Annotated in this window: 24 protein-coding genes and 1 tRNA gene; 15 read left to right on the plus strand and 10 right to left on the minus strand. The window is 63.7% G+C overall.

What is annotated here, in order from left to right; translation table 11 throughout:
- Positions 1-132 precede the first annotated feature (132 nt).
- From V3314_RS24705 to rpoE, 4 genes are all read right to left on the minus strand, one after another.
- On the minus strand, positions 133-1,566 hold the full coding sequence (locus V3314_RS24705; protein ID WP_046614788.1) for a DegQ family serine endoprotease: 1,434 nt from the start codon (positions 1,564-1,566) through the stop codon (positions 133-135).
- A gap of 189 nt (positions 1,567-1,755) precedes the next feature.
- Positions 1,756-2,718 (minus strand): MucB/RseB C-terminal domain-containing protein, encoded by a 963-nt coding sequence (locus tag V3314_RS24710; RefSeq protein ID WP_046614789.1) that lies wholly within the window; start codon positions 2,716-2,718, stop codon positions 1,756-1,758.
- 12 nt (positions 2,719-2,730) lie between these two features.
- Positions 2,731-3,321, minus strand: coding sequence for an RseA family anti-sigma factor (locus V3314_RS24715; RefSeq protein ID WP_013973999.1), 591 nt, complete (start codon positions 3,319-3,321; stop codon positions 2,731-2,733).
- Between the two features lie 31 nt (positions 3,322-3,352).
- On the minus strand, positions 3,353-3,934 hold the full coding sequence (rpoE, locus tag V3314_RS24720) for an RNA polymerase sigma factor RpoE (protein WP_003252049.1): 582 nt from the start codon (positions 3,932-3,934) through the stop codon (positions 3,353-3,355).
- A 433-nt stretch (positions 3,935-4,367) separates the two neighbouring features.
- Here rpoE and nadB point away from each other — a divergent pair, with 433 nt between their 5' ends.
- Complete coding sequence (gene nadB, locus V3314_RS24725; protein ID WP_046614790.1) at positions 4,368-5,972, plus strand: L-aspartate oxidase; 1,605 nt, start codon at positions 4,368-4,370, stop codon at positions 5,970-5,972.
- Positions 5,973-6,090: 118 nt separating this feature from the next.
- Here nadB and V3314_RS24730 read toward each other — a convergent pair whose 3' ends face one another.
- Positions 6,091-6,549: a protein YgfX gene (locus V3314_RS24730; RefSeq protein WP_338459751.1), complete on the minus strand. Its 459-nt coding sequence runs from the start codon at positions 6,547-6,549 to the stop codon at positions 6,091-6,093.
- Positions 6,533-6,787 (minus strand): succinate dehydrogenase assembly factor 2, encoded by a 255-nt coding sequence (locus tag V3314_RS24735; RefSeq protein WP_003252043.1) that lies wholly within the window; start codon positions 6,785-6,787, stop codon positions 6,533-6,535. Before V3314_RS24735 ends, V3314_RS24730 begins: the two co-directional genes overlap by 17 nt.
- 133 nt (positions 6,788-6,920) lie before the next feature.
- On the opposite strand from V3314_RS24735, the gene V3314_RS24740 reads away from it, so the two are divergent.
- Positions 6,921-7,862, plus strand: a complete 942-nt coding sequence (locus V3314_RS24740) for a folate-binding protein YgfZ (protein ID WP_046614792.1) — start codon at positions 6,921-6,923, stop codon at positions 7,860-7,862.
- A gap of 55 nt (positions 7,863-7,917) precedes the next feature.
- Positions 7,918-8,724 (plus strand): HDOD domain-containing protein, encoded by an 807-nt coding sequence (locus V3314_RS24745; protein ID WP_025340431.1) that lies wholly within the window; start codon positions 7,918-7,920, stop codon positions 8,722-8,724.
- Positions 8,725-8,848: 124 nt separating this feature from the next.
- Here V3314_RS24745 and V3314_RS24750 read toward each other — a convergent pair whose 3' ends face one another.
- Both V3314_RS24750 and V3314_RS24755 read right to left on the minus strand, forming a co-directional pair.
- On the minus strand, positions 8,849-10,228 hold the full coding sequence (locus V3314_RS24750) for a sensor histidine kinase (RefSeq protein WP_025340432.1): 1,380 nt from the start codon (positions 10,226-10,228) through the stop codon (positions 8,849-8,851).
- Complete coding sequence (locus V3314_RS24755; RefSeq protein WP_046614793.1) at positions 10,221-10,892, minus strand: response regulator; 672 nt, start codon at positions 10,890-10,892, stop codon at positions 10,221-10,223. Before V3314_RS24755 ends, V3314_RS24750 begins: the two co-directional genes overlap by 8 nt.
- Positions 10,893-11,091: 199 nt before the next feature.
- On the opposite strand from V3314_RS24755, the gene V3314_RS24760 reads away from it, so the two are divergent.
- From V3314_RS24760 to V3314_RS24780, 5 genes are all read left to right on the plus strand, one after another.
- Entirely contained in the window at positions 11,092-12,381 is a 1,290-nt protein-coding gene (locus tag V3314_RS24760; RefSeq protein ID WP_046614794.1) for an OprD family porin, read from the plus strand.
- Between the two features lie 46 nt (positions 12,382-12,427).
- A complete protein-coding gene (locus tag V3314_RS24765; RefSeq protein ID WP_025340435.1) occupies positions 12,428-13,408 on the plus strand; it encodes a tripartite tricarboxylate transporter substrate binding protein in 981 nt (326 codons plus the stop codon).
- Positions 13,409-13,545: 137 nt separating this feature from the next.
- Positions 13,546-14,004, plus strand: coding sequence for a tripartite tricarboxylate transporter TctB family protein (locus tag V3314_RS24770; RefSeq protein ID WP_046614795.1), 459 nt, complete (start codon positions 13,546-13,548; stop codon positions 14,002-14,004).
- 3 nt (positions 14,005-14,007) lie between these two features.
- Entirely contained in the window at positions 14,008-15,522 is a 1,515-nt protein-coding gene (locus V3314_RS24775; protein WP_046614796.1) for a tripartite tricarboxylate transporter permease, read from the plus strand.
- Complete coding sequence (locus tag V3314_RS24780) at positions 15,515-16,546, plus strand: AbrB family transcriptional regulator (protein ID WP_338459754.1); 1,032 nt, start codon at positions 15,515-15,517, stop codon at positions 16,544-16,546. The genes V3314_RS24775 and V3314_RS24780 overlap by 8 nt, the downstream gene beginning before the upstream one ends.
- A gap of 120 nt (positions 16,547-16,666) precedes the next feature.
- Here the strand turns inward: V3314_RS24780 and ung are convergent, their stop codons facing one another.
- Positions 16,667-17,359 carry a uracil-DNA glycosylase gene (gene ung, locus V3314_RS24785; protein WP_046614798.1) on the minus strand — a complete coding sequence of 231 codons (693 nt, stop codon included), beginning with the start codon at positions 17,357-17,359 and terminating at the stop codon, positions 16,667-16,669.
- Positions 17,360-17,485: 126 nt separating this feature from the next.
- Between ung and V3314_RS24790 the strand changes: the two genes are divergently transcribed.
- Positions 17,486-18,592 (plus strand): enoyl-CoA hydratase/isomerase family protein, encoded by a 1,107-nt coding sequence (locus V3314_RS24790; RefSeq protein ID WP_338459755.1) that lies wholly within the window; start codon positions 17,486-17,488, stop codon positions 18,590-18,592.
- A gap of 53 nt (positions 18,593-18,645) precedes the next feature.
- Here V3314_RS24790 and V3314_RS24795 read toward each other — a convergent pair whose 3' ends face one another.
- A complete protein-coding gene (locus tag V3314_RS24795; protein WP_338459756.1) occupies positions 18,646-19,098 on the minus strand; it encodes a hypothetical protein in 453 nt (150 codons plus the stop codon).
- A 143-nt stretch (positions 19,099-19,241) separates the two neighbouring features.
- Here V3314_RS24795 and V3314_RS24800 point away from each other — a divergent pair, with 143 nt between their 5' ends.
- From V3314_RS24800 to V3314_RS24825, 6 genes are all read left to right on the plus strand, one after another.
- Positions 19,242-19,454 (plus strand): cysteine-rich CWC family protein, encoded by a 213-nt coding sequence (locus tag V3314_RS24800; RefSeq protein ID WP_015271611.1) that lies wholly within the window; start codon positions 19,242-19,244, stop codon positions 19,452-19,454.
- 9 nt (positions 19,455-19,463) lie between these two features.
- Positions 19,464-20,156, plus strand: a complete 693-nt coding sequence (locus tag V3314_RS24805; RefSeq protein WP_085601593.1) for a pseudouridine synthase — start codon at positions 19,464-19,466, stop codon at positions 20,154-20,156.
- Between the two features lie 350 nt (positions 20,157-20,506).
- On the plus strand, positions 20,507-21,394 hold the full coding sequence (phaG, locus tag V3314_RS24810; protein ID WP_046614802.1) for a (R)-3-hydroxydecanoyl-ACP:CoA transacylase: 888 nt from the start codon (positions 20,507-20,509) through the stop codon (positions 21,392-21,394).
- Positions 21,395-21,505: 111 nt separating this feature from the next.
- Positions 21,506-21,579 (plus strand) — tRNA-Gly (locus V3314_RS24815).
- Positions 21,580-21,740: 161 nt separating this feature from the next.
- Positions 21,741-23,447: a SulP family inorganic anion transporter gene (locus V3314_RS24820; RefSeq protein ID WP_108481300.1), complete on the plus strand. Its 1,707-nt coding sequence runs from the start codon at positions 21,741-21,743 to the stop codon at positions 23,445-23,447.
- A 216-nt stretch (positions 23,448-23,663) separates the two neighbouring features.
- A complete protein-coding gene (locus V3314_RS24825) occupies positions 23,664-24,671 on the plus strand; it encodes a DUF4917 family protein (RefSeq protein ID WP_046614804.1) in 1,008 nt (335 codons plus the stop codon).
- The last annotated feature ends 214 nt before the right edge of the window (positions 24,672-24,885 follow it).

Here is a 24,885-nt window from a genome sequence, read left to right on the forward strand (position 1 = left end):
CGGGAATTGTACCTTAAGCTGCCGGGATATGGGAGATTCCTCTATCGGGCTGTACACAGCATTCACCCCCGCAATTGTGAACTTTCATGAAAAAGGGCAGCCGAAGCTGCCCTTTTTTCCTTGCCAGACCGCTTATTCAGCCAGCTTGAAGGTAATGAAGCTGGCACGGCCCTGACGCAGCACGCGCATCGACACCGAACGGTTCTTCGGCAGTTCCTTGGCGATTTCGGTGAATTCCTTCGCCGAACCGATGGCCTGGTTGTTCAGGTGGCTGATCACGTCACCCGGGCGCAGGCCGATCATCGCGGCCGGGCCATCCTGGACTTCCTTGATGACCACGCCGCCCTTGAGTTCCAGGGCTTTTTTCTGCTCGGCGGTCAGGTCGGCCACCGAAACGCCCAGGCGGTTGCTGCTGCGCTCGGCGCTGCCTTCGGCGGCGGTACCGATGTCGGCATCGTCGTCCGGCAGTGCACCAACACTGATATCGAGGTTCTGGCGCTTGCCGTTGCGGATGATCTCCAGCTTGGCCTTTTCGCCATCCTTGAGGCTGCCGACCAGATGCGGCAGGTCAGCCGACATGACGATCGGCTGGCCGTTCATGCTCAGGATCACATCACCCACCTGCAGGCCGCCCTTGGCTGCCGGGCCGTTTTCCAGCACCTGGGCCACCAGGGCACCGGCCGGCTTGTCCAGGCCGAACGATTCAGCCAGGTCCTTGTTGACTTCCTGGATCACCACGCCCAGCCAGCCGCGGCTGACCTTGCCGTCTTTCTTCAATTGATTGGAGACATCGATCGCCACATCGATCGGGATGGCGAACGACAGGCCCATGAAACCACCGGAACGGGTGAAGATCTGCGAGTTGATACCCACCACTTCGCCGTTCATGTTGAACAGCGGGCCGCCCGAGTTGCCCGGGTTGATGGCCACGTCCGTCTGGATGAACGGTACGTAGGTATCGTTGGGCAAGGTACGGCCCTTGGCGCTGACGATACCTTTGGTCACCGAATGGTCGAAGCCGAACGGCGAACCGATGGCCAGCACCCACTCGCCCACCTTGAGCTTCTCGGAATCACCCAGTTTGACGGTCGGCAAGTTCTTGCCCTCGACCTTGAGCAGGGCCACATCGGTGCGCGGGTCGGTGCCTACCAGCTTGGCCTGCAGCTCGCTGCGGTCCGACAGGCGGACGATGATCTCGTCGGCATCCGCTACCACGTGGTTGTTGGTCAGCACGTAGCCATCGCTGGAAATGATGAAGCCCGATCCCAGCGACTGGGCCTCGCGTTGGCGGTCGCCACGCGGCGAGCGAGGCTGCTGCGGCATGTTGCGCTCGAAGAACTCGCGGAACATCGGCGGCAGGCCTTCCAGGTCGGGCATCTGCCCGGCAGCCATGCGGCGGTCAGGCAGTTTCTGCTTGGTACTGATGTTGACCACTGCGGGCGAGGCCTGCTCGACCAGGGTAGTGAAGTCCGGCAGGGCTTCCTCGGCCTGTGCGCTGAGCACCTGGCCGAGCATCAGCACGGCGGCGAACATCGATAGGTAGGATTTCAAGCGTGGTATTGACATACGGCTCCCGTCACAACGAGCGGTAGTTTAGAAAGGCCCCTGCACAAAGCAGGAAAGGCCAGGCTCCAAGAAGCCTGACCTATAGAAAATTTGCCGATGGATTGCAAATGACAATGCTTTAATTTCATTTCAGAGGCATGTCCGCACGCCTTGGCATAACCCACACGCCAGGCCCGCAAATGCGCGCCATCACTGGCGCGCCTGGCCATCCTGGGGGCGCATCGACAGCGCCACACGCTCTGCGGTACCCAGCGGAATCTCGCCGACCACAGTGACCATCACCTTGCCCTTGGGCGTGTTCAACCGACGCGAAACAGCCGAAGTCGGGCCAAGCTGGGTGCGCATGTCGGTCCCGCCCTCATCCTTTACCGACTCGAGAAACACCGAGAAGCGCGCCAGGCCATCGTCGTACATCAGGCTGCTGACCGTGCTGTCGTTCTTGGGGTCGCGGCGGACCGAGCTGTTGACCAGTTCGAAACCAGGCGGCAGCCAGTCCGAACGCCAGCCGGCGACCGTGTCATTGGCGGCAGCGACCACATGCGGCACCGGCTTGCACGCAGCGCTGGCGCGCAGGTCGTCGTCGCTGGGTGCGTCAGTATCGAGACGGGTCATCTGGAAGCGCTCCAGCAACTGCCCCTTGTCGTTGATCATCAACGAGCGCAGCGGCAGTCCGGTAGTACGGTCCAGGTGCAATTCGAAGGCATAGCGGTGCTGATCGCGCGGGCTGAGCGTCACGATCACGGCATCGCGCCCGGCGACCCGCGACTTGCCCGCAACGCTCAAGTCATACCAGCCCATGAGTTTCAGCGGATCCAGCACACGCTGCGCGGTGTCCGGGGGCGTCGCAACACCACTGGCCAAGGCCCCGCTGACGCACTCTACCTTGCCGTCCACGCGCACGATCTCCTGGGCGGCGCCATCGAGTTGCAACAGCCGCTCGCTGACCTTGCCGTCGTCGACCCTGTGCCAGATCTCGTGGGAAGAGAAACTGCCGTTGCGTTCGTAGACAAAAGAGCCTTGGTAGCTCTGCTTTTGCTCGGCCTGTGCCAGCTTGCTAAGCCACTCGCTCGCCTCGGGCGAGGAATTGGCCGCCAACGCTGGCACCGTCATGCAGCTGCCAATCAGCAGCGACAGGAGAGGTAGCGCGCGCATGATCCTCCTTACTTAACGGTTTTCCAGGCTGGCGGCGCGGGCATACGGCAATGCGGTTTCAGTGCCCTTGAGCGCAGATTCCTGGGCATGCTGGCGCAGGTAGCCTGGCAGACGCTGGTCCCAGCCGGCCTGGTTCTGCAGCACGCCGTTGGCCATCGGCCCGGTCGGTTGCTCACTGCTCTCACTATAGCCTGCCAAAACGGCAGGGCCTTGTGCTTGTGGCACACTCAGACCCTGCTGGGCAGGTTGCTGGGCAGCAAGCTCGGCACCAGTGATCTCGTCCTGGTTGTACATGCGTACACCAGCCAGGACTGCCACGGTAACCGAGGCAGCTACCGCCAGGCGGCCAATGCTGCGCCATGGCCCTTTCTTGGCCTTGGCCGGCACGGCTTCGTCAGCCAGCGCTGCAGACACCGCCGAGGCGATATCCAGGTTGGGCAGCAGCAGCTCCTTGTGCATCGCTGCGCGGGCAACCTGGTAACGCGACCAGGTGGCACGGGTTTCAGCATCGTCTACGGCGTTCAAAACACGACGCAGTTCAAGCTCGTCCGCTTCGTTATCCATCACCGCGGACAGCGATTCCTGCAAAGCTTCACGACTCATGGCGGTTCCTCTCTTGGCTGTCGCCGCTGTCTCAGGTTTCCTGCAACAAAGGTTGCAGGGCTTTGTCTATTGCCTCCCGAGCGCGGAAGATTCGAGAGCGCACGGTACCCACCGGACACTGCATGACACTGGCAATGTCTTCGTAACTCAGCCCATCGAACTCGCGCAGGGTCAGTGCCGTGCGCAGGTCTTCGGGCAGTTGCTGGATGGTGCGATGGACAGTGCCTTCGATTTCATCCCGCAACAACGAGCGCTCTGGGGACTCGAGATCCTTGAGACCATGATCGCCGTCGTAAAACTCCGCATCCTCGGAGCTCACATCACTGTCTGGCGGCCGTCTTCCACGGGACACCAGGTAGTTCTTCGCCGTGTTGATGGCGATGCGGTACAGCCACGTATAGAACGCACTGTCTCCGCGGAAATTGCCAAGCGCACGGTAGGCCTTGATGAAGGCTTCCTGTGCTACATCCTGGGCCTCGTGGGTGTCGTGAACGAACCGCACGATCAACCCGAGAATCTTGTGCTGATACTTCAGCACCAACAGATCGAACGCTCGCCTGTCGCCGCGCTGAACGCGCTCGACAAGCTGCTGATCCTCTTCCTGGGTTAGCATGAACACTCCTCAGTGAACTCGAAGGAGCGTTGCATCAGCCATCGTTCAGGCTTGCAACCATAGACTCGGGCTTTGCGCAAAAGTTCTCCCCTCCAAGCAAGTTTCCTGCAGCCCTTGGTCGGCTTGCACGGAAGACGCGGCACGGACACGGCCGGCTACGTCGATAATCAGGTTTCGAGTACGCAGGGACAGCCCGGACAGGCCTGCCGCCCTGCGTCGCCGCAGCAGTTGTGGCGCGTGGGCAGCCTTCATAGGATTTCCCGCCATGTCGGAAAGTTCCCACAAAGGTTGCAGCGACCAGGCAAGTGGCATGGAAATTGGCCACCCGGGGCTGCTATAAAGGCAACCCAGCCGGTTTCAACGATAGTTTCACAATGCCATCGGCGCGTGACTATTGTGCCGCGCCCCTTCCAAAGAATACTAGTGTCCCGACATGAGCCAACAATTCCAACATGATGTCCTGGTGATCGGCAGCGGTGCCGCCGGTCTCAGCCTGGCACTGAACCTTCCCAGCCACCTGCGAGTCGCCGTGCTCAGCAAGGGCGACCTGGCCAACGGCTCGACCTTCTGGGCCCAGGGCGGTGTCGCGGCAGTGCTGGACAATACCGACACCGTGCAGTCGCATGTCGAGGACACCCTGAATGCCGGCGGCGGCCTGTGCCATGAAGACGCCGTGCGCTTCACCGTCGAGCACAGCCGCGAAGCCATCGAGTGGCTTATCGAGCAAGGCGTGCCCTTTACCCGTGACGAACACTACAGCGTCGACGACGGTGGCTTCGAGTTCCACCTGACCCGCGAAGGCGGCCATAGTCACCGGCGTATCATCCACGCTGCCGATGCCACCGGCGCAGCCATCTTCACCACGCTGCTGGAGCAGGCCCGCCTGCGCCCGAACATCCAGTTGCTGGAGCAGCGCGTGGCAGTCGACCTGATTACCGAACGTCGCCTCGGCCTGCCCGGCGAGCGCTGCCTGGGTGCCTATGTGCTCGACCGCAACACCGGCGAGGTTGACACCTTCGGTGCGCGTTTCACCGTGCTGGCCACTGGCGGTGCAGCCAAGGTCTACCTGTATACCAGCAACCCCGATGGTGCCTGCGGCGACGGCATCGCCATGGCCTGGCGGGCCGGCTGCCGGGTGGCGAACCTGGAGTTCAACCAGTTTCACCCGACTTGCCTGTACCACCCGCAGGCCAAGAGTTTCCTGGTCACCGAAGCCCTGCGCGGCGAAGGTGCCCTGCTGCGCCTGCCCAATGGCGAGCGTTTCATGCCACGCTTCGACCCCCGCGAAGAACTGGCCCCGCGCGACATCGTGGCCCGCGCCATCGACCACGAGATGAAGCGCCTGGGCGTGGACTGCGTGTACCTGGACATCACCCACAAGCCGGTCGACTTCATCAAGAGCCACTTCCCGACCGTGTACGAGCGCTGCCTGGCCTTCGGTATCGACATCACCCGTCAGCCGATCCCGGTGGTACCGGCCGCGCACTACACCTGCGGCGGGGTGATGGTCGACGACCGCGGCCACACCGACGTACCGGGCCTGTACGCCATAGGCGAAACCAGTTTCACCGGCCTGCATGGCGCCAACCGCATGGCCAGCAACTCGCTGCTGGAATGCTTCGTCTATGGCCGTGCCGCCGCGGCCGACATCCAGGCGCACCTGGATGAAGTGGTGATGCCCAAGACCCTGCCCGGCTGGGACGCCAGCCAGGTCACCGACTCGGACGAGGACGTGATCATTGCGCACAACTGGGACGAACTGCGGCGCTTCATGTGGGACTACGTCGGCATCGTGCGCACCAGCAAGCGCCTGCAGCGAGCGCAGCACCGCATTCGCCTGCTGCTGGATGAAATCGACGAGTTCTACAGCAACTACAAGGTCAGCCGCGACCTGATCGAATTGCGCAACCTGGCGCAGGTGGCCGAGCTGATGATCCTGTCGGCCATGCAGCGCAAGGAAAGCCGCGGGCTGCATTACACCCTGGATTACCCGGGGATGCTGGACGAGGCCAAGGACACCATTCTCAGCCCGATCTGAAATCGGTGTCGCGGCCTTCGCGGGCGCGCCCGCTCCCACAGGAATCCCACTGCCTTGCAGGCTTGCGCAGTACCTGTGGGAGCGGGCAGGCCCGCGAAGAAGCCAACTCGGTATGGTTTTATGCCCGGCTCACCCCTGCCCACCTGCGCCGGCTGAACTTCAACCGCACCCGCAAGCGCCGGTGCTCATCAGCCCCCAGCGCATCCAGTGGCACGCATTGGCTCTCCCCCAACCAGCGCCCCGCCCGCACAAAGCGCAACACCACCAGCCCAGGCAACGCCAAGCTATCCCGGCACAAGCGCACCGGCTGCCAGCCACGGGCACGGCTGAACACCTGCCAACCACGCACATCACGGCGCAGGCCGACAACGGCATGCTCATGCGTCAGCAGAATACTTCGGGGAATGGCCCAGACAGCGTGGGCAATACAGGCGGCAACAACAGCAAAGGCTGACCACCAGGGGAGCGGGCTCGCCCATGCGGCGAACCACGCCAGTACCTGGCACACCAGGTAGACCGCCAGCAGCAGGCGCGAGCCTTGCCAGCGGCACTCGAAGCATTCACTTGGGCTGGACACGGTCCAGGATGATGCGGACCATGCGCTGCAACTCCGGGTCTTCGGACTCGGTGCGCTCCATGAACCAGCCGAACATGTCCTGATCCTCGCAGCTCAACAGACGCACGTAGAGTTCGCGGTCGGTCTCGTTGAGCGTGGGGTAGACTTCCTGGGTGAAAGGCACCAGCAGTACGTCCAGTTCCAGCATGCCGCGGCGGCTGTGCCAGAAAAGCCGGTTGAGTTCAGTTTGTTCGACCATGGGGCCCTCCTCGAATGGCCCGCCAGTATACAGCCAGGCGAGCGAAGCGACACCGGGCGTTGGTCTAGTCACCTACCTATTTTGTTACCAGCGTTCTATGATGGCCGCCAGTCTTTAGCCACCGCGATGACCCATGGCCGATTCCGCTTTCTTCTGCCCCCTGTCCCACGAGGGCATCCTCGCTGTCCGCGGCTCCGATGCAGGCAAGTTTCTGCAAGGCCAGCTGACCTGCAACATCAACTACCTCAGCCTGGAGCACGCCAGCCTCGGCGCCCGCTGCATGGTCAAGGGGCGCATGCAATCGAGTTTCCGCATCCTGCCCGAAGGCAACGGCTACCTGCTGGCCATGGCCAGCGAGCTGCTCGACGCCCAGCTGGCCGACCTCAAGAAGTACGCCGTGTTCTCCAAGGCGACGCTGACCGATGAAAGCGCTGCCTGGGCACGCTTCGGCCTGCAAGGCGGCGATTCGGCGCTGCAGGCCCTGGGCCTTGATGTGCCCGCGGCAGCCGGCAGCACCGTGCGTCACGACGGGTTGATTGCCATCGCCGTGTCCACCGGCCGCGTCGAACTGTGGGTACCTGCGGACAACGCCGACAGCGTTCGCCTGGCGCTGGCCGCCGCGCTGCCAGAAGGCAGCCTCGACGACTGGCTGCTGGGGCAGATTCGCGCCGGGATCGGCCAGGTCATGGGGCCGACCCGCGAGCTGTTCATCCCTCAGATGATCAACCTGCAGGCCGTCGACGGCGTCAGCTTCAAAAAGGGCTGCTACACCGGTCAGGAAATCGTTGCCCGCATGCAGTACCTGGGCAAGCTCAAGCGCCGCCAGTACCGCCTGGCACTGGATCAGCAGGCCATTCCGGCCCCGGGTGCCGAGATTTTCTCGCCCACCCATGCTTCGTCGGTCGGTGAAGTGGTCATTGCTGCCAGCAACGGCACAGGCTGCGAACTGCTGGCCGTGCTCAGCGCCGAAGCGGTGGAAGACGACAACCTGCACCTGGGCAGCCTCGAAGGCCCACGCCTGCAGGTGCTGACCCTGCCCTACGAACTGGACCGCGACCGGGAAATCCAGCGTTGACCAGCCTGCCCCGCCTACGTGGCGGGGCCGCACCACCACTGCGGTAGACACGCCCATGAACAAGCTGGCCGAGATGGTTCAAGCACAGTTGCTCGATGCCATCGAAAAGGATGACCTGGTCCTGCCGACCCTGCCCGAGGTTGCCTTGAGCATCCGCGAGGCGGCGGAAGACAGTGAAATCAGCGTGGCGGCCCTGAGCAAGGTGATCGGTCGCGATGCGGCCCTTTCAGCGCGCCTGATCAAGGTCGTCAACAGCCCGCTGCTGCGCGCGGCGGTCGAGGTCACCGACCTGCACACCGCCATCACGCGGCTGGGCATCAACTACAGCTGCAACCTGGCCATTGGCCTGGTGATCGAGCAGATTTTCCACGCCCGGGCGCCGGCGGTGGAGCAGAAGTTACGTGATATCTGGGCCAACAGCCTGGATGTGGCGGGCATCAGCTACGAAATCTGCCGCCGCTATACACAACTCAAGCCCGACCAGGCTACCCTCGGCGGGCTGGTCAACCAGATTGGCGCACTGCCGGTGCTGATCTATGCCGAAGAGCACAACGAACTGCTGTCCGACCCGGTGTGCCTGCATTATGTGATCGAGCAAATCCAGCCGGTGCTAGGCGACAAGATCCTCAAGGCCTGGGAGTTTCCGGAGCAACTGGTCAACCTGCCGAGCCAGGTGCAGGATCTGGACCGGCAGACTGACAAGATCGACTACATCGACATCGTGCAAATCGCCCGCTGCATCAGCCAGCGCGGGCGCCACCGGCCACTGGCGGCTTTGCCGGCATACCGCCATCTGGGCCTGCCGTACGGTACCGAGCTTGAAGTCGGTGAACTGATCGAGGCGCGGAGCATGTTGCGCTGACTGTCAGCCTGTTCGGCTCTCTTCGCGGGTGAACCCGCTCCCACAGGGACCGCGCCGCTACTGAAGGCTGCGCTGTATCTGTGGGAGCGGGTTCACCCGCGAAAGGGCCGGTACAGGCATCACATCAATCCGCGATAAAACTCACCCGCACCCGCAACCCGCCCTTCGCACCGTCATGCAGGCTCACCTGCGCCAGGTGCGCCCGGCAGATCTCGCCCACAATCGCCAAGCCAAGCCCACTGCCCTGCGCACTGCGCCGGTAGAAGCGCTCGAACACCCGCTCACGCTCGGCCTCGGGAATCCCCGGCCCGTCGTCCTCCACCTCAAGCACCGCCGGCGCCAGCACCCGCAAGATCACGTTACCGCCAGCCGGCGTATGCGCCAAGGCATTGTCCACCAGGTTGCTCAACAGCTCGTTGAGCAGCGTCGGCTCCCCCTTCAGCCACACCGGCGCCTCGGCCTCCAGGGCCAGCGCCACCCCGCGCTTGTGCGCCAGCGGTGCCATAGCCATGCCCAGTTCACGAGCCAACTGGCTCAGATCCAGACGCTGCGCACCGCCTTCGGCAATCGCCCGCGCACCGTTCTCGACCCGCGCCAGCGACAGCAGTTGGTTGGCCAGGTGGGTCAGCCGATCAGTGCCCTGGGCCGCCGACTCCAGCGTCTGCCGCCACTCCTGCGGCTCGGCCGAACGCAGGCCCAGCTCGACCCGCGCCTTCAGCGCTGCCAGTGGCGTGCGCAACTCGTGGGCGGCGTCGGCGATGAACTGCGCCTGGCGCTCGAACTGGCCGCGCAAACGCTCGGTGAAATGGTTCAGAGCCCGCACCAGCGGGCCCAGCTCACGCTGCACCTGGACCACCGGCAAGGCCCGCAGGTCGTCCGGTTGGCGCTCTTCCACCGCCGTGCGCAGGCGCTCCAGCGGCCGCAACGCGGCACTCACGGCAAACCACACCATCACCAGCGCGCCCAGCGCCAGCATCCCCAGGCGCAGCAGGGTATCGGCCATCAAGCCTCGGGCCATGCGCACCCGCGCTTCCTCGGTCTCGGCCACGCGGATTTCCGCCATGCCGTTCATGTTCGGCTCGCTCACTGGCTTCAGCAGGCTGACCACGCGCACGTCCTGGCCCAGGTAGGTGGCGTTGTAGAACCGCGCCAGCGCCGGGTAATCGTCGGTACGCGGCGTGCCCGGCGGCGGCGCTGGCAGGTTCTCGTAGCCGGAAATCAGCCGTTGCTGGATGTCCAGCACCTGGTAGTAGATGCGCCCGGCACTGTCGTAGGCGAAGGTGTCCAGGGCCACGTAGGGCACATCCGCGCTCAACGAACCGTCACGCTGGGACAGGCCTGCGGCAATGGTCCTTGCGGAGGCAAGCAGGGTTCGGTCGTAGGCGGTATCGGCGGCCTCGCGGCCGTTCCAATAAGCGCTCAGGCCACTGGCCAGCATCAACACCACCAGCAGCAATGCCAGGTTGCCGAGCAAGCGCCCGCGCAGGCTGCCGTTGTCACGCATCGCGGTGCTCAAGCAGGTAGCCCAGGCCACGGAAGGTGACGATGGCCACCGGGTGGCCGTCGAGCTTCTTGCGCAGGCGGTGGATGTAGATTTCGATGGCGTCGGGGCTGGCTTCTTCGTCCAGGCCGAACACCTGGGCGGCCAGTTGCTCCTTACTCATAACCCGGCCCGGGCGGGCGATCAGCGCTTCCAGTACGCTCTGTTCGCGCGAGGTCAGGGTCAGGTTTTCGCCACCCAGGGTGAAGCGCCGGATGTCCAGGTCGTACACCAGCGGCCCGCAGCGTTGCTGACGCTCGCCACCGAGCACGCTGCGCCGCAGCAGGGCCTTGACCCGTGCTTCCAGTTCGGTCAGCTCGAACGGCTTGGCCAGGTAGTCGTCGGCGCCCAGGTTCAGGCCGTGGACCCGGTCCTTGACGTCGCTGCGCGCGGTCAGCATCAGCACCGGCAGGGTCTTGCCACGGCTGCGCAGGCGCGCCAGCACCTCGAAGCCATCCATGCGCGGCAAGCCGACATCCAGCACCGCCACGGCGTATTCCTCGCTGGCCAGGGCCAGGTCGGCGGCCACGCCGTCATGCAGCACATCCACGGTCAGGCCATGGCTTTTCAAGGCCTGGGCCACGCTTTCGGCCAGTTGCAGGTGGTCTTCGACCAACAACACACGCATCGGATTCTCCCTGCTCGGGTGGGACGGTGGCGCGGAGTGTACCGCTGTCGGCAGGCCTGTGAAGCCCTGTCGACAAACCTTTCACGCTGAAAGGTTAGCGAAAGGTTGGTTACCTAGCATCGCACCACGGTCGCCCTTCGCGCCGAAAAAAGCACCAGCAAGGTGCAACGAATAAGAACAATAAACGGAGCCATCAGTGATGCTGTCATCGCAGCCGCAGGCCTTCGCGCCTACCCGTTCCTTTGCCGCACGCCCCTCCGCCATCGCCAGCGCCCTTGCGCTTGCCGGTGTCGCCCCGATGAGCCAGGCCGCCTTCTTCGAAGACAGCACGGCCACCTTCGAAACCCGCAACATGTACTTCAACCGCGATTTCCGCGACGGCACCAGTGCGCAGCAATCCAAGCGCGACGAGTGGGCCCAGGGCTTCATGCTCAACTTCGAGTCTGGTTACACCGATGGCACCGTGGGTTTCGGCCTGGATGCGCTGGGCATGCTCGGCATCAAGCTCGACTCCAGCCCTGACCGCACCGACACCGGCCTGCTGCCGACCCACGATGACGGCAAGGCCGCCGACGAGTACTCCAAGCTCGGCCTGACCGGCAAGGTGAAGGTGTCGCAGACCGAACTGAAGATCGGCACGCTGATCCCCGAACTGCCGACCCTGCAACCCAACGACGGGCGCATCCTGCCGCAAACCTTCGAAGGTGGCCTGCTCACCTCGAAGGAGGTCAAGGGCCTGACCTTCACCGGCGGCCGACTGGAAAAGGCCAAGGACCGCAACGACACAAACTGGGAAGACCTGGCCCTGAACAACAAGAACGGCCGCTTCGGTGGCTCGTTCAGCGCCGACAACCTGGACCTGGCCGGCCTCGACTACCAGTTCACCGATCGCATCACCGGCAGCTACCACTTTGCCCAGCTCGACGATATCTACCGCCAGCACTTCATCGGCATGGTCGCCACCCAGCCATGGGGCCCGGGCACCTTCGGCGCCGACCTGCGCCTGGCGGTGAGTGACGACGCCGGCGCCGCCAAGGCCGGCAACATCGACAACACCACCGTCAACGGCATGCTCAGCTACGCCCTGGACGGGCACAAGGTCAGCGCCGCCTGGCAGCAGCTGTCCGGCGACAGCGCCTTCCCGTACATCGATGGTGCCGACCCGTACCTGGTCAACTTCGTCCAGATCAACGACTTCGCCGGCGCCGACGAACGCTCCTGGCAGGCGCGCTACGACTACAACTTCGCCGCACTCGGCCTGCCCGGCCTGACCTTCATGACCCGCTACATCAGCGGCGACAACGTCAGCCGCGCGGCCGGTGGCGAGGGCAAGGAGTGGGAACGCAACACCGAACTGAAGTACGTGGTACAAAGCGGCCCGTTGAAGAACGTCGCCGTGCGCCTGCGCAACGCTACCTTCCGCTCCAACTTCGCCCGCGACGCGGACGAAGTGCGGCTGCTGGTTAGCTACAGCGTGGCGCTGTGGTAACCCCATAGCGATAACTTGATAACAACAACGCTCACGGAGATAGACGATGACCTTTTCACTGCGCCGCCTCGTCCTCGCTACCGGCTGCCTGCTGTTGGCCGGCAACGCCCTCGCTGCCGAACCGAAACGCCCCGAATGCATTGCCCCCGCCTCGCCCGGCGGCGGCTTCGACCTGACCTGCAAGCTGGTGCAGAGCGCCCTGGTGCAGGAAAAGATCCTCACCAAGCCGATGCGAGTCACCTACATGCCCGGCGGTGTCGGTGCGGTGGCCTACAACGCCGTGGTCGCCCAGCGCCCGGCCGATGCCGGCACCCTGGTGGCCTGGTCCAGCGGCTCGCTGCTGAACCTGGCCCAGGGCAAGTTCGGCCGCTTCGACGAGAACGCGGTGAAATGGCTGGCCGCCGTCGGCACCAGCTACGGCGCCATCGCAGTGAAAAGCGACTCGCCGTACAAGACCCTCGACGACCTGGTAGCGGCGTTGAAGAAAGACCCGAGCAAGGTAGTGATCGGCTCCGGCGGTACCGTCGGCAGCCAGGACTGGATGCAGACCGCCCTGATCGCCAAGGCCGCCGGCATCAACCCGCGTGACCTGCGCTACGTAGCCCTGGAAGGCGGCGGCGAAATCGCCACTGCGTTGCTGGGCGGGCATATCCAGGTAGGCTCGACCGACATCTCCGACTCGATGCCGCACATTCAGAGCGGCAACATGCGCATCCTCGCGGTGTTCTCGGAAAACCGCCTGGACGAGCCCGAGATGAAAGACATCCCCACCGCCAAGGAACAGGGCTACGACATCGTCTGGCCGGTGGTACGCGGTTTCTACCTGGGACCAAAGGTGAGCGACGAGGACTACGCCTGGTGGAAACAGTCATTCGACAAGATGCTGGCCTCGGAAGACTTCGCCAAGCTGCGTGACCAGCGCGAACTGTTCCCCTTCGCCATGACCGGTGCAGAGCTGGACGGCTATGTGAAGAAGCAAGTGGCTGACTACAAGGCACTGGCCAGGGAGTTTGGCCTGATCCAGTAAGCCGCCACCGCCCTTTCACCGACCCTGTGGGAGCGGGCGCGCCCGCGAAGAAGACACCGCGGTGCCTGGCACCGGCGTTGCCGGTGTTCGCGGGCATGCCCGCTCCCACAAGGTCCGTGCTCAATGAGGACTCTCTGATGATCCTGCAACGCATCTTCGCCCTGGCCCTGCTGGCGGTATGCGCCGCCCTGGCCGTGATGGCCTGGCCTTACCAGGCGGCGTTTTCCTATGAACCGGTGGGCCCGCGCGCCTACCCGCTGCTGATGCTCGGCCTGCTGGGCCTGGGCCTGCTGTACCTGGTGTTCCGCCCCACACCCATCGTGCGCAAGGACGACGAGCCGGAACTGGACCGCGAAACCCTGATCAAGATCACCGCCTGCGTCGGCCTGCTGATCGTTTTCGCCAGCACCTTCGAAGCCCTGGGCTTCATCCTCAGCGCCATCCTGGTCGGCGTGCCCATGGCCCGCCTGTATGGTGGCCGCTGGCTGCACAGTGCCATCGTGGTAGTGGGCATGAGCCTGTTCCTCTACTGGCTGTTCGACCGTGTGATGGACGTGCCCCTGCCCCTTGGCCTGCTGAGCGTACTGGAGAACTGACACATGGATACCTTGAGCTACCTGGGCCAGGGCTTCGGCGTCGCCCTGTCCCCCTACAACCTGGTCACCGCCCTCACCGGTACGCTGATCGGTACCGTGGTCGGCCTGCTGCCGGGCCTGGGCCCGATCAACGGCGTGGCCTTGCTGATTCCCATTGCCTTCGCCCTCGGCCTGCCGCCGGAGTCGGCGCTGATCCTGCTGGCGGCGGTATACCTGGGCTGCGAGTACGGTGGGCGCATCAGTTCGATCCTGCTGAACATCCCCGGCGAAGCCTCGACCGTGATGACCACCCTCGATGGCTACCCGATGGCCCGCAATGGGCTGGCTGGCGTAGCGTTGTCGCTGTCGGCCTGGAGTTCGTTCATCGGTGCGCTGATCGCCACCTGCGGCATGGTGCTGTTCGCCCCGCTGCTGGCGAAATGGGCAATCGCCTTCGGCCCGGCGGAATACTTCGTGCTGATGGTGTTCGCCATCGTCGCCCTAGGCGGCATGGCCGGCGACAAGCCGTTGAAAACCTTCATTGCCGCACTGATCGGCCTGTTCCTGTCGGCGGTCGGCATCGATGCCAACAGTGGCGTGTACCGCTTCACCGGCGACAGCGTGCACCTGGCCGACGGCATCCAGTTCGTGGTGCTGGTGCTGGGCCTGTTCTCCATCAGCGAAATCCTCCTGCTGCTGGAAAAGACCCACCATGGCCACCAGGCAGTCAAGGCCACCGGGCGCATGCTGTTCAACTTCAAGGAAGCGGCCTCGGTATTCGTGGTCAACATCCGCTGCGGCCTGCTGGGCTTCATCATGGGTGTGCTGCCTGGCGCCGGTGCAACACTGGCCAGCGCCGTGGCCTACATGACCGAAAAACGCCTGGCAGGTGACAAGGGCAAGTTCGGCAAGGGCGACGCCCGTGGCCTGGCCGCCCCGGAAACCGCTATCGGCGCCTCCTGCTGTGGCGCCCTGGTACCGATGCTGACCCTGGGTGTACCCGGCTCGGGCACCACTGCGGTGATGATCGGCGCACTGACCTTGTACAACATCACCCCAGGTCCACTGCTGTTCGAACAGCAGCCAGACATCGTCTGGGGCCTGATCGCCTCGCTGTTCATCGCCAACATCATGCTGGTAATCCTGAACATCCCGATGATCCGCATCTTCACCCGCATCCTCGCCGTGCCGAACTGGGCGCTGGTGCCGGTGATCGCCATCATCACGGGGATCGGGGTGTACGCCGTGCATGCCACCACCTTCGACCTGTTCCTGATGGTCGGCATCGGCATCATGGGCTATATCCTGCGCAAGCTGGACTTCCCGCTGTCGCCGATCCTGCTCGGCTTCATCCTCGGTGGGCTGATGGAACAGAACCTGCGCAGGGCGCTGTCGATCTCCAACGGCGAACTGGGCATCCTCTGGTCGAGCCCGATCAGCATGTCGGTATGGGTACTGACCATTTGCATGCTGACCCTGCCGCTGCTGCGCATCTGGCGCAAACGCAGCCAGCAGCGCCGGGCGATGGCCGATGCCTGATCGCTCGTTGCCGTTGTTTGTCGCGACCGGGCTGGTCGGCCTCGTTGGCGGTTTTGCCGCCAGCAAGGTCGGCTGGCCTTTGCCGTGGATGGTCGGCTCGCTGCTGGCGATCATCCTGGTACGCTGCCTGACACCCTGGCAGTTGCCGGAAATCCCCAATGGCCGTAAATGCGGGCAGTGGATCATCGGCATCGGTATCGGCCTGCACTTCACCCCGGCGGTGATCGAGCAGGTGGCCAGCCATTGCGCACTGATCTTCTTCGGCGCCCTGTTCACCACCCTGTCCAGCGTGATCAGCGTATGGCTGTTGCGACGCAGCGGTGAAGACCGTGCCACGGCGTTCTTCGCCAGCATGCCGGGCGGTTCGGGGGAGATGGTCAACCTTGGCGCGCGCAATGGCGCGGCGCTCAGCCAGGTGGCTGCGGCGCAGAGCCTGCGCGTACTGGCGGTGGTACTGTGCGTGCCGGCGCTGTTCAAGTTCCTGCTGGGTGACGGGGTGCCGCTGAATCACACCGGCACTGTGAGCTGGGGCTGGCTGGCGCTGATTGCGCCGCTGGGCGTTGCCGTCGCCCTGCTCTGGCAGCGCTTGCGCCAGCCCAACCCATGGCTGTTCGGGCCATTGCTGGTGGCAGCCACCGTGAGCCTGGCGGGCAACCTGCAGATAACCCTGCCCAATGGCGCCAGCCAGATCGGCCAGTGGTTGATCGGCAGTGGCCTGGCCTGCCACTTCAACCGCGCGTTCTTTCGCCGCGCACCGTCTTTTCTGGGACTTACCCTGGTGGCCACGGCGTTGTGCATGGCGATTGCCGGCAGCGCCGCTTGGGTATTGAGCGTGATGAGCGCGCTGGACCTGCGTTCACTGACGTTGGGAATGATGCCGGGCGGAATTGCCGAGATGAGCCTGACGGCAGAGACACTGCAGTTATCGGTGCCGCTGGTGACGGCGCTGCAGGTGATGCGCTTGTTGTTCGTGCTGTTTCTGGCAGAGCCGTTGTTCCGGGTGTGGAACACCAACTCGGAATAATCGCGTCGCCTGCTTCGCGGGCTTGCCCGCTCCCACAGGTACTGCATCGCCCTCAAGGCAGGCGCTATCCCTGTGGGAGCGGGCAAGCCCGCGAAGCAGGCGACGCGTTCTTTCAGGTGATCACAGCGGCGGCAATGCCCAGTTGATCGGCGCCAGCCCACGCTGCTCGAGGAAACTGTTGGCCCGGCTGAAATGCCCGCACCCCAGGAACCCACGGTAAGCCGACAACGGCGATGGATGCACCGACTTCAGCACCAGGTGCTTGGTACCGTCGATCAGCTTCTGCTTGCTCTGCGCATGCGAGCCCCACAGCAGGAATACCACGTTCGGGCACTGCTCGCTGACCACCTGGATGATCCGGTCGGTAAAGAACTCCCAGCCTTTCTTGGCATGCGACGCGGCGTTGGCGCGCTCCACGGTCATGGTCGTGTTGAGCAACAGCACGCCCTGCTCGGCCCAACTCTGCAGGTAGCCATGGTTGGCAATCGGGATGTTCAGGTCGCGCTGCAGTTCCTTGTAGATGTTGACCAGCGACGGTGGCGTGGCCACCCCCGGCTGCACCGAGAAGCACAGGCCGTGCGCCTGGCCCGGCCCGTGGTACGGGTCCTGGCCGAGGATGACCACCTTCACCTGGTCCAGCGGTGTCGAGTTCAGCGCATTGAAGATCAACGGCCCTGGCGGGTAGATCTCTTTGCCGGCGGCGTACTCGCTGCGCAGGAACTCACGCAACTGATGCATGTAGGGCTGGTCGAATTCGGCGCGCAAGGCGGCCTTCCAGCTGGGTTCGAGTTTGATGCGATCGTCGTCAGTCATGGGGCCTTCCATAAACAATGGCGCGACACTAGGTAAGCCCTTCCCGCTTGTCAAACGATCCGACCGACGACCGGCATGTTCGGCCAGGCAAGCCATACTTGTCCGATGACTTGCGCGAGGTAGTCCATGGCCATTCATTGCGAGGTACTCACCGGCGCCGATGGCGCCCGCATCGGCATCGCCACCCTGGATGCGCCCAAGGCGCTCAATGCCCTGAACCTGCCGATGATCGAGGTATTGGGCGAACAGTTGCACGCCTGGGCTCGCGACCCGGGGATCGTCTGCGTACTACTGCGCGGCAACGGTGCCAAGGCCTTCTGTGCCGGCGGCGATGTACGTGCGCTGGCGCAGGCCTGCCGCGACCACCCCGGCAGCGTACCTCCGCTGGCCGCCACCTTCTTCGCCGCCGAATACCGCCTGGACTTTGCCCTGCACACCTACCCCAAGCCGCTGCTGTGCTGGGGGCACGGTCATGTGCTGGGCGGCGGCATGGGCCTGATGCAAAGCGCTAATGTACGTATCGTCACCCCCAGCAGTCGGCTGGCCATGCCGGAAATCAGCATCGGCCTGTACCCGGACGTGGGCGCCAGCTGGTTCCTTGCCCGCCTGCCGGGCAAGCTGGGGTTGTTCCTCGGCCTGACAGGCGCGCCGATCAATGCCCACGACGCCTTGGACCTGGGCCTGGCCGACCGCTTTCTGGGTGAGTACCAGCAAGAGGCGCTGATCGAGGAACTGCTGCAACTGAACTGGCAGGAACAGACCGCCCTGCAACTGAACAGCCTGCTAAAGGCCGAACAGCACCGCGCCTGCGCCGAGTTGCCCGAGGCCCAGTGGCTGCCACGGCGACAGATGATCGATCAGTTGCTCGACGTGGCCGACGCAGCCGCCGCCTGGCGTGCGCTGGAGGGGCTCAAGCACCACGACGACCCGCTGCTTGCAGAGGCCGGCCAACGGTTGCATCAAGGTTGCCCGCTGACCGCACACCTGGTGTGGGAACAGATCCGCCGGGCACGGCACCTGTCGTTGGTGCAGGTGTTCCAGATGGAATACAGCATGAGCCTGAACTGCTGCCGCCACCCCGAGTTCAGCGAAGGCGTGCGTGCGCGCCTGCTGGACAAGGACAACCAGCCGCACTGGCACTGGCCCGATGTGGCGCAGGTGCCGGCGGCGGTGGTCGAAGCGCATTTTGCCAAGGCGTGGGAGGGGCGGCATCCGCTGGCGGATCTTGGGTAGCTTCGAGAAGCTGGGGCTGCCTTGCGTCGCAGAAGCGGCGCAAAGCAGTTCATCTACCGCTGCCAGTTCCGCCCTTGCCCGTGCCCACGCCGGCTATCCCAGCGACGGTCACCGTCCCCCCGCCCGTTGGAGTGCCAACGGTCATTCTGCTGGTAGCGCTGGCTGCCACCGCGATAATCATGGCGGTCCCGGTCGCGCCCATAGTCGTACCGTTGGCGGTTGCCATAGTCATTGCGTGGGTTGCCATACCACTGCTTCATACCCGGCTGTGGATGAGACCGGTAATGAGGCGCAGGCGCCGAGCGGTAGTAGTAGCGCGGTGCCGGCTGGTAGTAATAGCGCTGTTGCGGCGTCACGTAATAGCGGTCATAGCGGTAATAATCCGGTGACACATAGCGGTCGGAATAGTAGTGGTCCGATCGGTAATAGCCCCCGCTCTCGTAGTACGGAACGCAGGCGGAAGTCATCAGCCCCAGCAGGGCGATCAACAGTATTCGATAGGACATGGCGGCCTCCTGGACCGCTGGAGTGCCCGAACAGCGGCGCTGGCGAGCATCGATGCGAAATGCGATCATCGACATTGAATAAGACATTGCCGCCAAGGTGCAGTGCCATTTCTGCAACAATTTGATACAGGTGAGCGGCAGCCATGCCCGACAACCAGCACTGCCCCGCTTGTGGCGCCCTCAACCAGTGCAGCCTGGCCGACCCGCGCCGGGCCACCCAGGCCTGCTGGTGTTACAGCGTGACCATCGACCCTGCCGTGCTCGAGGCACTGCCCGCCGAGCTGCGCGACAAAGCCTGCCTGTGCCCGCGCTGCGCCGCCGTCGAAGAGCAACTTCGCTCCCCCGCTTCCGACTGACCGTTTGCCATGCGCCTCGACCGTTTCCTCGCCAACCTGCCCAGCCACAACCGTCAGCAAGTCCGCCTGATGCTGGCGCAACGCCGCGTTCGGTTGAATGGCCAGGTAGTCAGCGACCCGCTGGCCGAAGTGCGCGAATTCAGCCGCGTGGAGCTGGACGACCAACTGCTGCAGGCTGGCCGCCCGGCGCGCTACCTGATGCTGCACAAGCCCACTGGCTGCGTAAGCGCCACACAGGACCCGCAACACCGCACCGTGCTCGACCTGCTGCCCGCCGCATTGCGTGAGGACCTGCACATCGCGGGGCGCCTGGATTTCAATACCACCGGCCTGATGATCCTGACCAACGATGGCCAATGGTCACGGCGGCTTACCCAGCCCGCGACCAAGCTGCCCAAACACTATCTGGTGGAAACCGAGGACGAGATTGGCGAGCACTATGTGGCCAAGTTTCTCGAAGGCTTCTACTTCGCCTTCGAAAACCTCACTACCCTGCCCGCCCAGCTGGACATCCTCGGGCCGCGCCAGGCGCGGCTGGCGATCGTCGAAGGGCGCTATCACCAGGTGAAGCGCATGTTCGGCCATTTCGATAACAAGGTGGTGGGGTTGCATCGGGAGAGCATGGGGGCGATTCGGCTGGACCCAGGGTTGGCGCCAGGGGCGTTTCGTGAGCTCACGGCGGATGAAATAGCCACGGTCTAGTCAGACTGTTCCGGCCGCACGGGGTGCGTCATACGACCGCTCAGCGACAAAAGTCACATTTCCCCCCGAACGGCACTTGCGGGATCCCCGACGCACTGCTTGAATCCAAATCGTCAGTCTGCATGTGACTATAAAGTCACGCCCGCATTCGAAGACACCTTTTGCCGGCCACCCAGGGCCTTGATGCCTTGGGGCACGGCAAATTGCCCCACCAAAAACAATACCGTCGACGCACGTGCCAAGGATCGACACAGGGCCCCCCGGTTTCTCTTCAGGCAAATGCCTACCTGTCATAAAGAACGTGCACCCTAGGTGACGCGAATACCCTTTTTGCGCCAGGAGTCGATGACATGAGGCCAGAAATCGCTGTACTTGATATCCAAGGTCAGTATCGGGTTTACACGGAGTTCTATCGCGCTGATGCGGCCGAGAATACGATCATCCTGATCAATGGCTCGCTGGCCACCACGGCCTCGTTCGCCCAGACGGTACGTAACCTGCACCCGCAGTTCAACGTGGTACTGTTCGACCAGCCATATGCGGGCAAATCCAAGCCACACAATCGCCAGGAACGCTTTATCAGCAAAGAGACCGAAGCGCATATCCTCCTCGAGCTGATCGAGCACTTCCAGGCAGACCACGTGATGTCGTTCTCGTGGGGTGGCGCAAGTACGCTGCTGGCGCTGGCGCACCAACCGCGTGGCGTGAAGAAGGCTGTGGTGAGTTCTTTCTCGCCGGTGATCAACGAACCGATGCGCGACTATCTGGACCGTGGTTGCCAGTACCTGGCCGCCTGTGACCGCTATCAGGTCGGCAACCTGGTCAACGACACCATCGGCAAGCACCTGCCGTCACTGTTCAAGCGCTTCAACTACCGGCACGTCAGCAGCCTGGACAGCCACGAGTACGCGCAGATGCACTTCCATATCAACGAAGTGCTGCAGCACGACCTGGAACGGGCTTTGAACGGCGCGCGCAATATCGACATTCCAGTGCTGTTCATAAACGGCGAGCGCGACGAGTACACCACGGTCGAAGATGCCCGGCAGTTCAGCAGGCATGTGGGCAAGAGCCAGTTCAGCGTGATCCGTGACGCGGGCCACTTCCTCGACATGGAAAACAAGACCGCCTGCGAGGACACCCGCAGTGTCTTGCTCGGCTTCCTCAAGCCGACCGTGCGCGAGCCTCGTCACCGCTACCAGCACGTACAGCAGGGGCAGCATGCATTGGCCATCTGAGCGCATCGGCGCCCTGTAGCTGATACCCGCAGGCTATGGGGTGCCGACAAGCTTTTTTATAACTTGGGCTTCTAATTCGTTGAGGGTTCTGGTAAAAAGTGCTGCGTAAACGCGGGTATAGTTTAGTGGCAAAACGAAAGCTTCCCAAGCTTTAGTTGAGGGTTCGATTCCCTCTACCCGCTCCACATCGTATACCCGCATGGCGTTTTCACAACGTCATCGCTGTCAAAAGGAGCCCAGGCTCCTTTTTTCGTTTCTCCCCCCTTTGACCTGCCCCATGGCCATTTGCCTGCCGATCCGCTTCAATGCGTGGATGGATTCGTGAAGCATTTCGAAAGGACGACGCATGTTTCTCTCCCGCTGGCTACCGGGCCTTGCCAACCTGCTGCATTACCGCCGCGAGTGGTTCCACGCCGACTTGCAGGCCGGCCTCTCGGTGGCGGCGATCCAGATACCCATTGCCATCGCCTATGCGCAGATCGTCGGCCTGCCGCCGCAGTACGGCCTGTACGCCTGCGTGCTACCGATGATGGTCTACGCCCTGATCGGCAGTTCGCGCCAGCTGATGGTCGGCCCCGACGCCGCCACGTGCGCGATGATAGCCGGCGCCGTGGCGCCGTTGGCCATGGGTGAACCGCACCGGATTGCCGAACTGTCGGTGATCGTCACGTTACTGGTCGGGGTAATGCTGATCGCGGCCGGCGTGGCCCGGGCCGGGTTCATCGCCAGCTTCTTCTCGCGCCCGATCCTGATCGGCTATCTCAACGGCATCGGCCTGAGCCTGATCGCCGGGCAGTTGTCCAAGGTGGTGGGATTCAAGATCGAGGGTGACGGCTTCATCCTCAGCCTGATCAACTTCTTCCAGCGCCTGGGTGAAATCCACTGGGTGACGCTGCTCATCGGCCTCGCCGCACTGGGCCTGTTGATCTGGCTGCCAAGGCGCTACCCCCGCCTGCCTGCGGCGCTGACGGTAGTGGCGCTGTTCATGCTGCTGGTCGGCCTGTTCGGCCTTGACCGCTTCGGCGTTGCCGTTCTCGGCCCGGTACCTGCCGGCATCCCGCAGTTGGCCTGGCCGCACAGCAACCTGGCGGAAATGAAAAGCCTGCTGCGCGACGCCTTGGGTATCGCCACCGTCAGCTTCTGCAGCGCCATGCTTACCGCACGCAGCTTTGCCGCCCGGCATGGCTACGCGATCAACGCCAACCACGAATTCGTCGCCCTGGGCGTAAGCAACCTGGCTGCCGGTGTTTCCCAGGGCTTTGCCATCAGCGGCGCAGACTCCCGCACTGCGGTCAACGACATGGTCGGTGGCAAGAGCCAACTGGTGGGCATCATCGCCGCGCTGGTCATCGCCCTGATCCTGCTGTTCTTCACCGCACCCATGGCGTGGATCCCGCAGGCCGCGCTAGGCGCCGTGCTGCTGATGGCCGGCTGGGGGCTGATCGACATCAAGTCGCTGGGGCACATTCGCCGCCTGAGCCGCTTCGAGTTCTGGCTGTGCCTGCTGACCACGGTCGGGGTGCTGAGCCTGGGCGTACTGCCCGGTATCGTGTTTGCCGTGACCCTGGCGATCCTGCGCCTGCTTTACAGCATCTATCAGCCCACCGACGCGGTGCTGGGCTGGCTGCCGGGCACCGAAGGCCAAGTGGACATCCGCAAACACAAGGATGCCCGCACCGTGCCAGGCCTGGTGGTGTACCGCTTCGACGACGCGATCCTGTTCTTCAACGCCGACTACTTCAAGATGCGCCTGCTCGAGGCCGTGCAGAGCCAGGACCAGCCCAAGGCCGTGCTGTTCGATGCCGAAGCGGTAACCAGCATCGACGTCAGCGGTATCGCCGCCCTGCGCGAAGTGCGCGACACCCTGGCGGCTCAGGGCATTTTCTTCGCCATTGCCCGCGCCCGCGGCACCTTCCTGCGCATGCTGGTGCGCTCGGGGATGGCCCGGGAAATGGAAGACAAACTGCTGTTCGGCTCGGTTCGGGCGGGCATTCGCGCCTATCGGGTTTGGCGTAACAGGAGTCGCAGTGGGCAACGAGTTGAACAAGGTTGAAGAATTGCGTCGTAGCTACTGGCCCTATCGCCGGCAAGCCGGCTCCCCCAGGAGCTGCGCTGCTCTGAGGACCTGTGGTGTAGCTGTGGGAGCTGGCTTGCCGGCGATAGAGCCAGTACAGGCTCCACAAAGCAGTTGCCTGGACACCAACCCTCGCACACCTTGCATGACATGCTAAAGTCGCCCCCGTTCCCGCTCCACCCAACGGACCCCAGCATGCCCGCACTAGACGCCACCCTCACCCCCTGGCCGGAACTCGCCGCCCGCCATCCTTGCGACGCCCTGTTGCTGGGCAACGGCGCCAGCCGTGTGCTGTGGAAGCCGTTCGGCTACTTCTCGCTGTTCGAGGAAGCGCAACGTGCCGGGCGCAAGAAAGGCCTGGCCGTCAGCGACCAGGCACTGTTCAAGTCGCTGGGGACGGAGCTGTTCGAGCCAGTGCTCAGTGCCCTCAACACCACCGTGCGCACCAACGCCGCGCTGGCCATCAACTCCACCGCGCCACTGAACCGCTACTACTCGATCAAGGAAGCGCTGATCCACGCCGTACGCACGGTGCACCTGCCTTGGCCACTCATGCCGGCCACGACCCTGGCAACCCTCAACCAGGCCCTGCGCGGCTACCGCAGCGTCTACACCAGCAACTACGACCTGCTGCTACCGTGGGCCGTGCAACACGCGCCGCACGGCTTCGCCGAACTGTTCGACGAGCAAGGCTTCTTCGACGTGCGCCGCACCAACGGCGAAGGCACGCGGGTGCTGCACCTGCATGGCGGCCTGCACCTGCTCAAGCTGCCCGACGGCACTACCCGCCAACGCAGCGCCGACAGCGCCGAACTGCTCGATGGTTTTGCCGTGAACATCCCGGGAGAAGTGCCGCTGTTCGTCAACGAAGACCGTAGCGACGAGAAACTGCGCGCCATCCGCAACTCGGATTACCTGGGCTGGTGCCTGGGGCAACTGGCGCTGGAAAACCAGGGGTTATGCCTGTTCGGGCAGCACCTGGACAGCAGTGACCAGCACCTGCTCGAAGCCATCCGGCTGGCCCGGCCGGCGCATCTGTCGATTGCCATCAGGCCGTTGAGCGAGGCATCGGTGATCAACCAGAAGCAGCATTTTTTCGATAGGTTCGGGGATATGCCGGGGACGGTACTGCACTTCTTTGATGCCAGTACACATCCGTTGGGGCAAGCAGCGTTGGCTATTGAGGTGCCAGCTCGCACCTGACCGAATAACGCGGTCAGCTGTAGGAGCGGCCTTGTGTCGCGAAAGGGCTGCGAAGCAGCCCCAGGACCCCAGCGCAGATGCACAAATTGCCGGGGCTGCTTCGCAGCCCTTTCGCGACACAAGGCCGCTCCTACAAGAGCGAGCTCGTTGTACCAACCGTATGCATCAAGGCGCCGATGCCGTTGTCACCTGCACGGCCGGGCCAACTGCAACC

Source organism: Pseudomonas sp. TE3-3-F2023 (assembly GCF_036784815.1).
GTDB lineage: Bacteria > Pseudomonadota > Gammaproteobacteria > Pseudomonadales > Pseudomonadaceae > Aquipseudomonas > Aquipseudomonas pudica.

Bases quoted from the DNA above. Each gene is read 5' to 3' on its own strand.
- V3314_RS24790 (WP_338459755.1), top strand. From the start codon at position 17,486: ATGGCCATTCATTGCGAGGTACTCACCGGCGCCGATGGCGCCCGCATC.
- V3314_RS24755 (WP_046614793.1), bottom strand. From the start codon at position 10,892: ATGCGTGTGTTGTTGGTCGAAGACCACCTGCAACTGGCCGAAAGCGTG.
- V3314_RS24705 (WP_046614788.1), bottom strand. From the start codon at position 1,566: ATGTCAATACCACGCTTGAAATCCTACCTATCGATGTTCGCCGCCGTG.
- ung (WP_046614798.1), bottom strand. From the start codon at position 17,359: ATGACTGACGACGATCGCATCAAACTCGAACCCAGCTGGAAGGCCGCC.
- V3314_RS24775 (WP_046614796.1), top strand. From the start codon at position 14,008: ATGGATACCTTGAGCTACCTGGGCCAGGGCTTCGGCGTCGCCCTGTCC.
- V3314_RS24825 (WP_046614804.1), top strand. From the start codon at position 23,664: ATGCCCGCACTAGACGCCACCCTCACCCCCTGGCCGGAACTCGCCGCC.
- V3314_RS24710 (WP_046614789.1), bottom strand. From the start codon at position 2,718: ATGCGCGCGCTACCTCTCCTGTCGCTGCTGATTGGCAGCTGCATGACG.
- V3314_RS24805 (WP_085601593.1), top strand. From the start codon at position 19,464: ATGCGCCTCGACCGTTTCCTCGCCAACCTGCCCAGCCACAACCGTCAG.
- V3314_RS24760 (WP_046614794.1), top strand. From the start codon at position 11,092: ATGCTGTCATCGCAGCCGCAGGCCTTCGCGCCTACCCGTTCCTTTGCC.
- V3314_RS24745 (WP_025340431.1), top strand. From the start codon at position 7,918: ATGAACAAGCTGGCCGAGATGGTTCAAGCACAGTTGCTCGATGCCATC.
- V3314_RS24770 (WP_046614795.1), top strand. From the start codon at position 13,546: ATGATCCTGCAACGCATCTTCGCCCTGGCCCTGCTGGCGGTATGCGCC.
- V3314_RS24735 (WP_003252043.1), bottom strand. From the start codon at position 6,787: ATGGTCGAACAAACTGAACTCAACCGGCTTTTCTGGCACAGCCGCCGC.
- V3314_RS24780 (WP_338459754.1), top strand. From the start codon at position 15,515: ATGCCTGATCGCTCGTTGCCGTTGTTTGTCGCGACCGGGCTGGTCGGC.
- V3314_RS24800 (WP_015271611.1), top strand. From the start codon at position 19,242: ATGCCCGACAACCAGCACTGCCCCGCTTGTGGCGCCCTCAACCAGTGC.
- V3314_RS24715 (WP_013973999.1), bottom strand. From the start codon at position 3,321: ATGAGTCGTGAAGCTTTGCAGGAATCGCTGTCCGCGGTGATGGATAAC.
- V3314_RS24765 (WP_025340435.1), top strand. From the start codon at position 12,428: ATGACCTTTTCACTGCGCCGCCTCGTCCTCGCTACCGGCTGCCTGCTG.
- V3314_RS24740 (WP_046614792.1), top strand. From the start codon at position 6,921: ATGGCCGATTCCGCTTTCTTCTGCCCCCTGTCCCACGAGGGCATCCTC.
- V3314_RS24820 (WP_108481300.1), top strand. From the start codon at position 21,741: ATGTTTCTCTCCCGCTGGCTACCGGGCCTTGCCAACCTGCTGCATTAC.
- phaG (WP_046614802.1), top strand. From the start codon at position 20,507: ATGAGGCCAGAAATCGCTGTACTTGATATCCAAGGTCAGTATCGGGTT.
- V3314_RS24750 (WP_025340432.1), bottom strand. From the start codon at position 10,228: ATGCGTGACAACGGCAGCCTGCGCGGGCGCTTGCTCGGCAACCTGGCA.
- V3314_RS24795 (WP_338459756.1), bottom strand. From the start codon at position 19,098: ATGTCCTATCGAATACTGTTGATCGCCCTGCTGGGGCTGATGACTTCC.
- rpoE (WP_003252049.1), bottom strand. From the start codon at position 3,934: ATGCTAACCCAGGAAGAGGATCAGCAGCTTGTCGAGCGCGTTCAGCGC.
- nadB (WP_046614790.1), top strand. From the start codon at position 4,368: ATGAGCCAACAATTCCAACATGATGTCCTGGTGATCGGCAGCGGTGCC.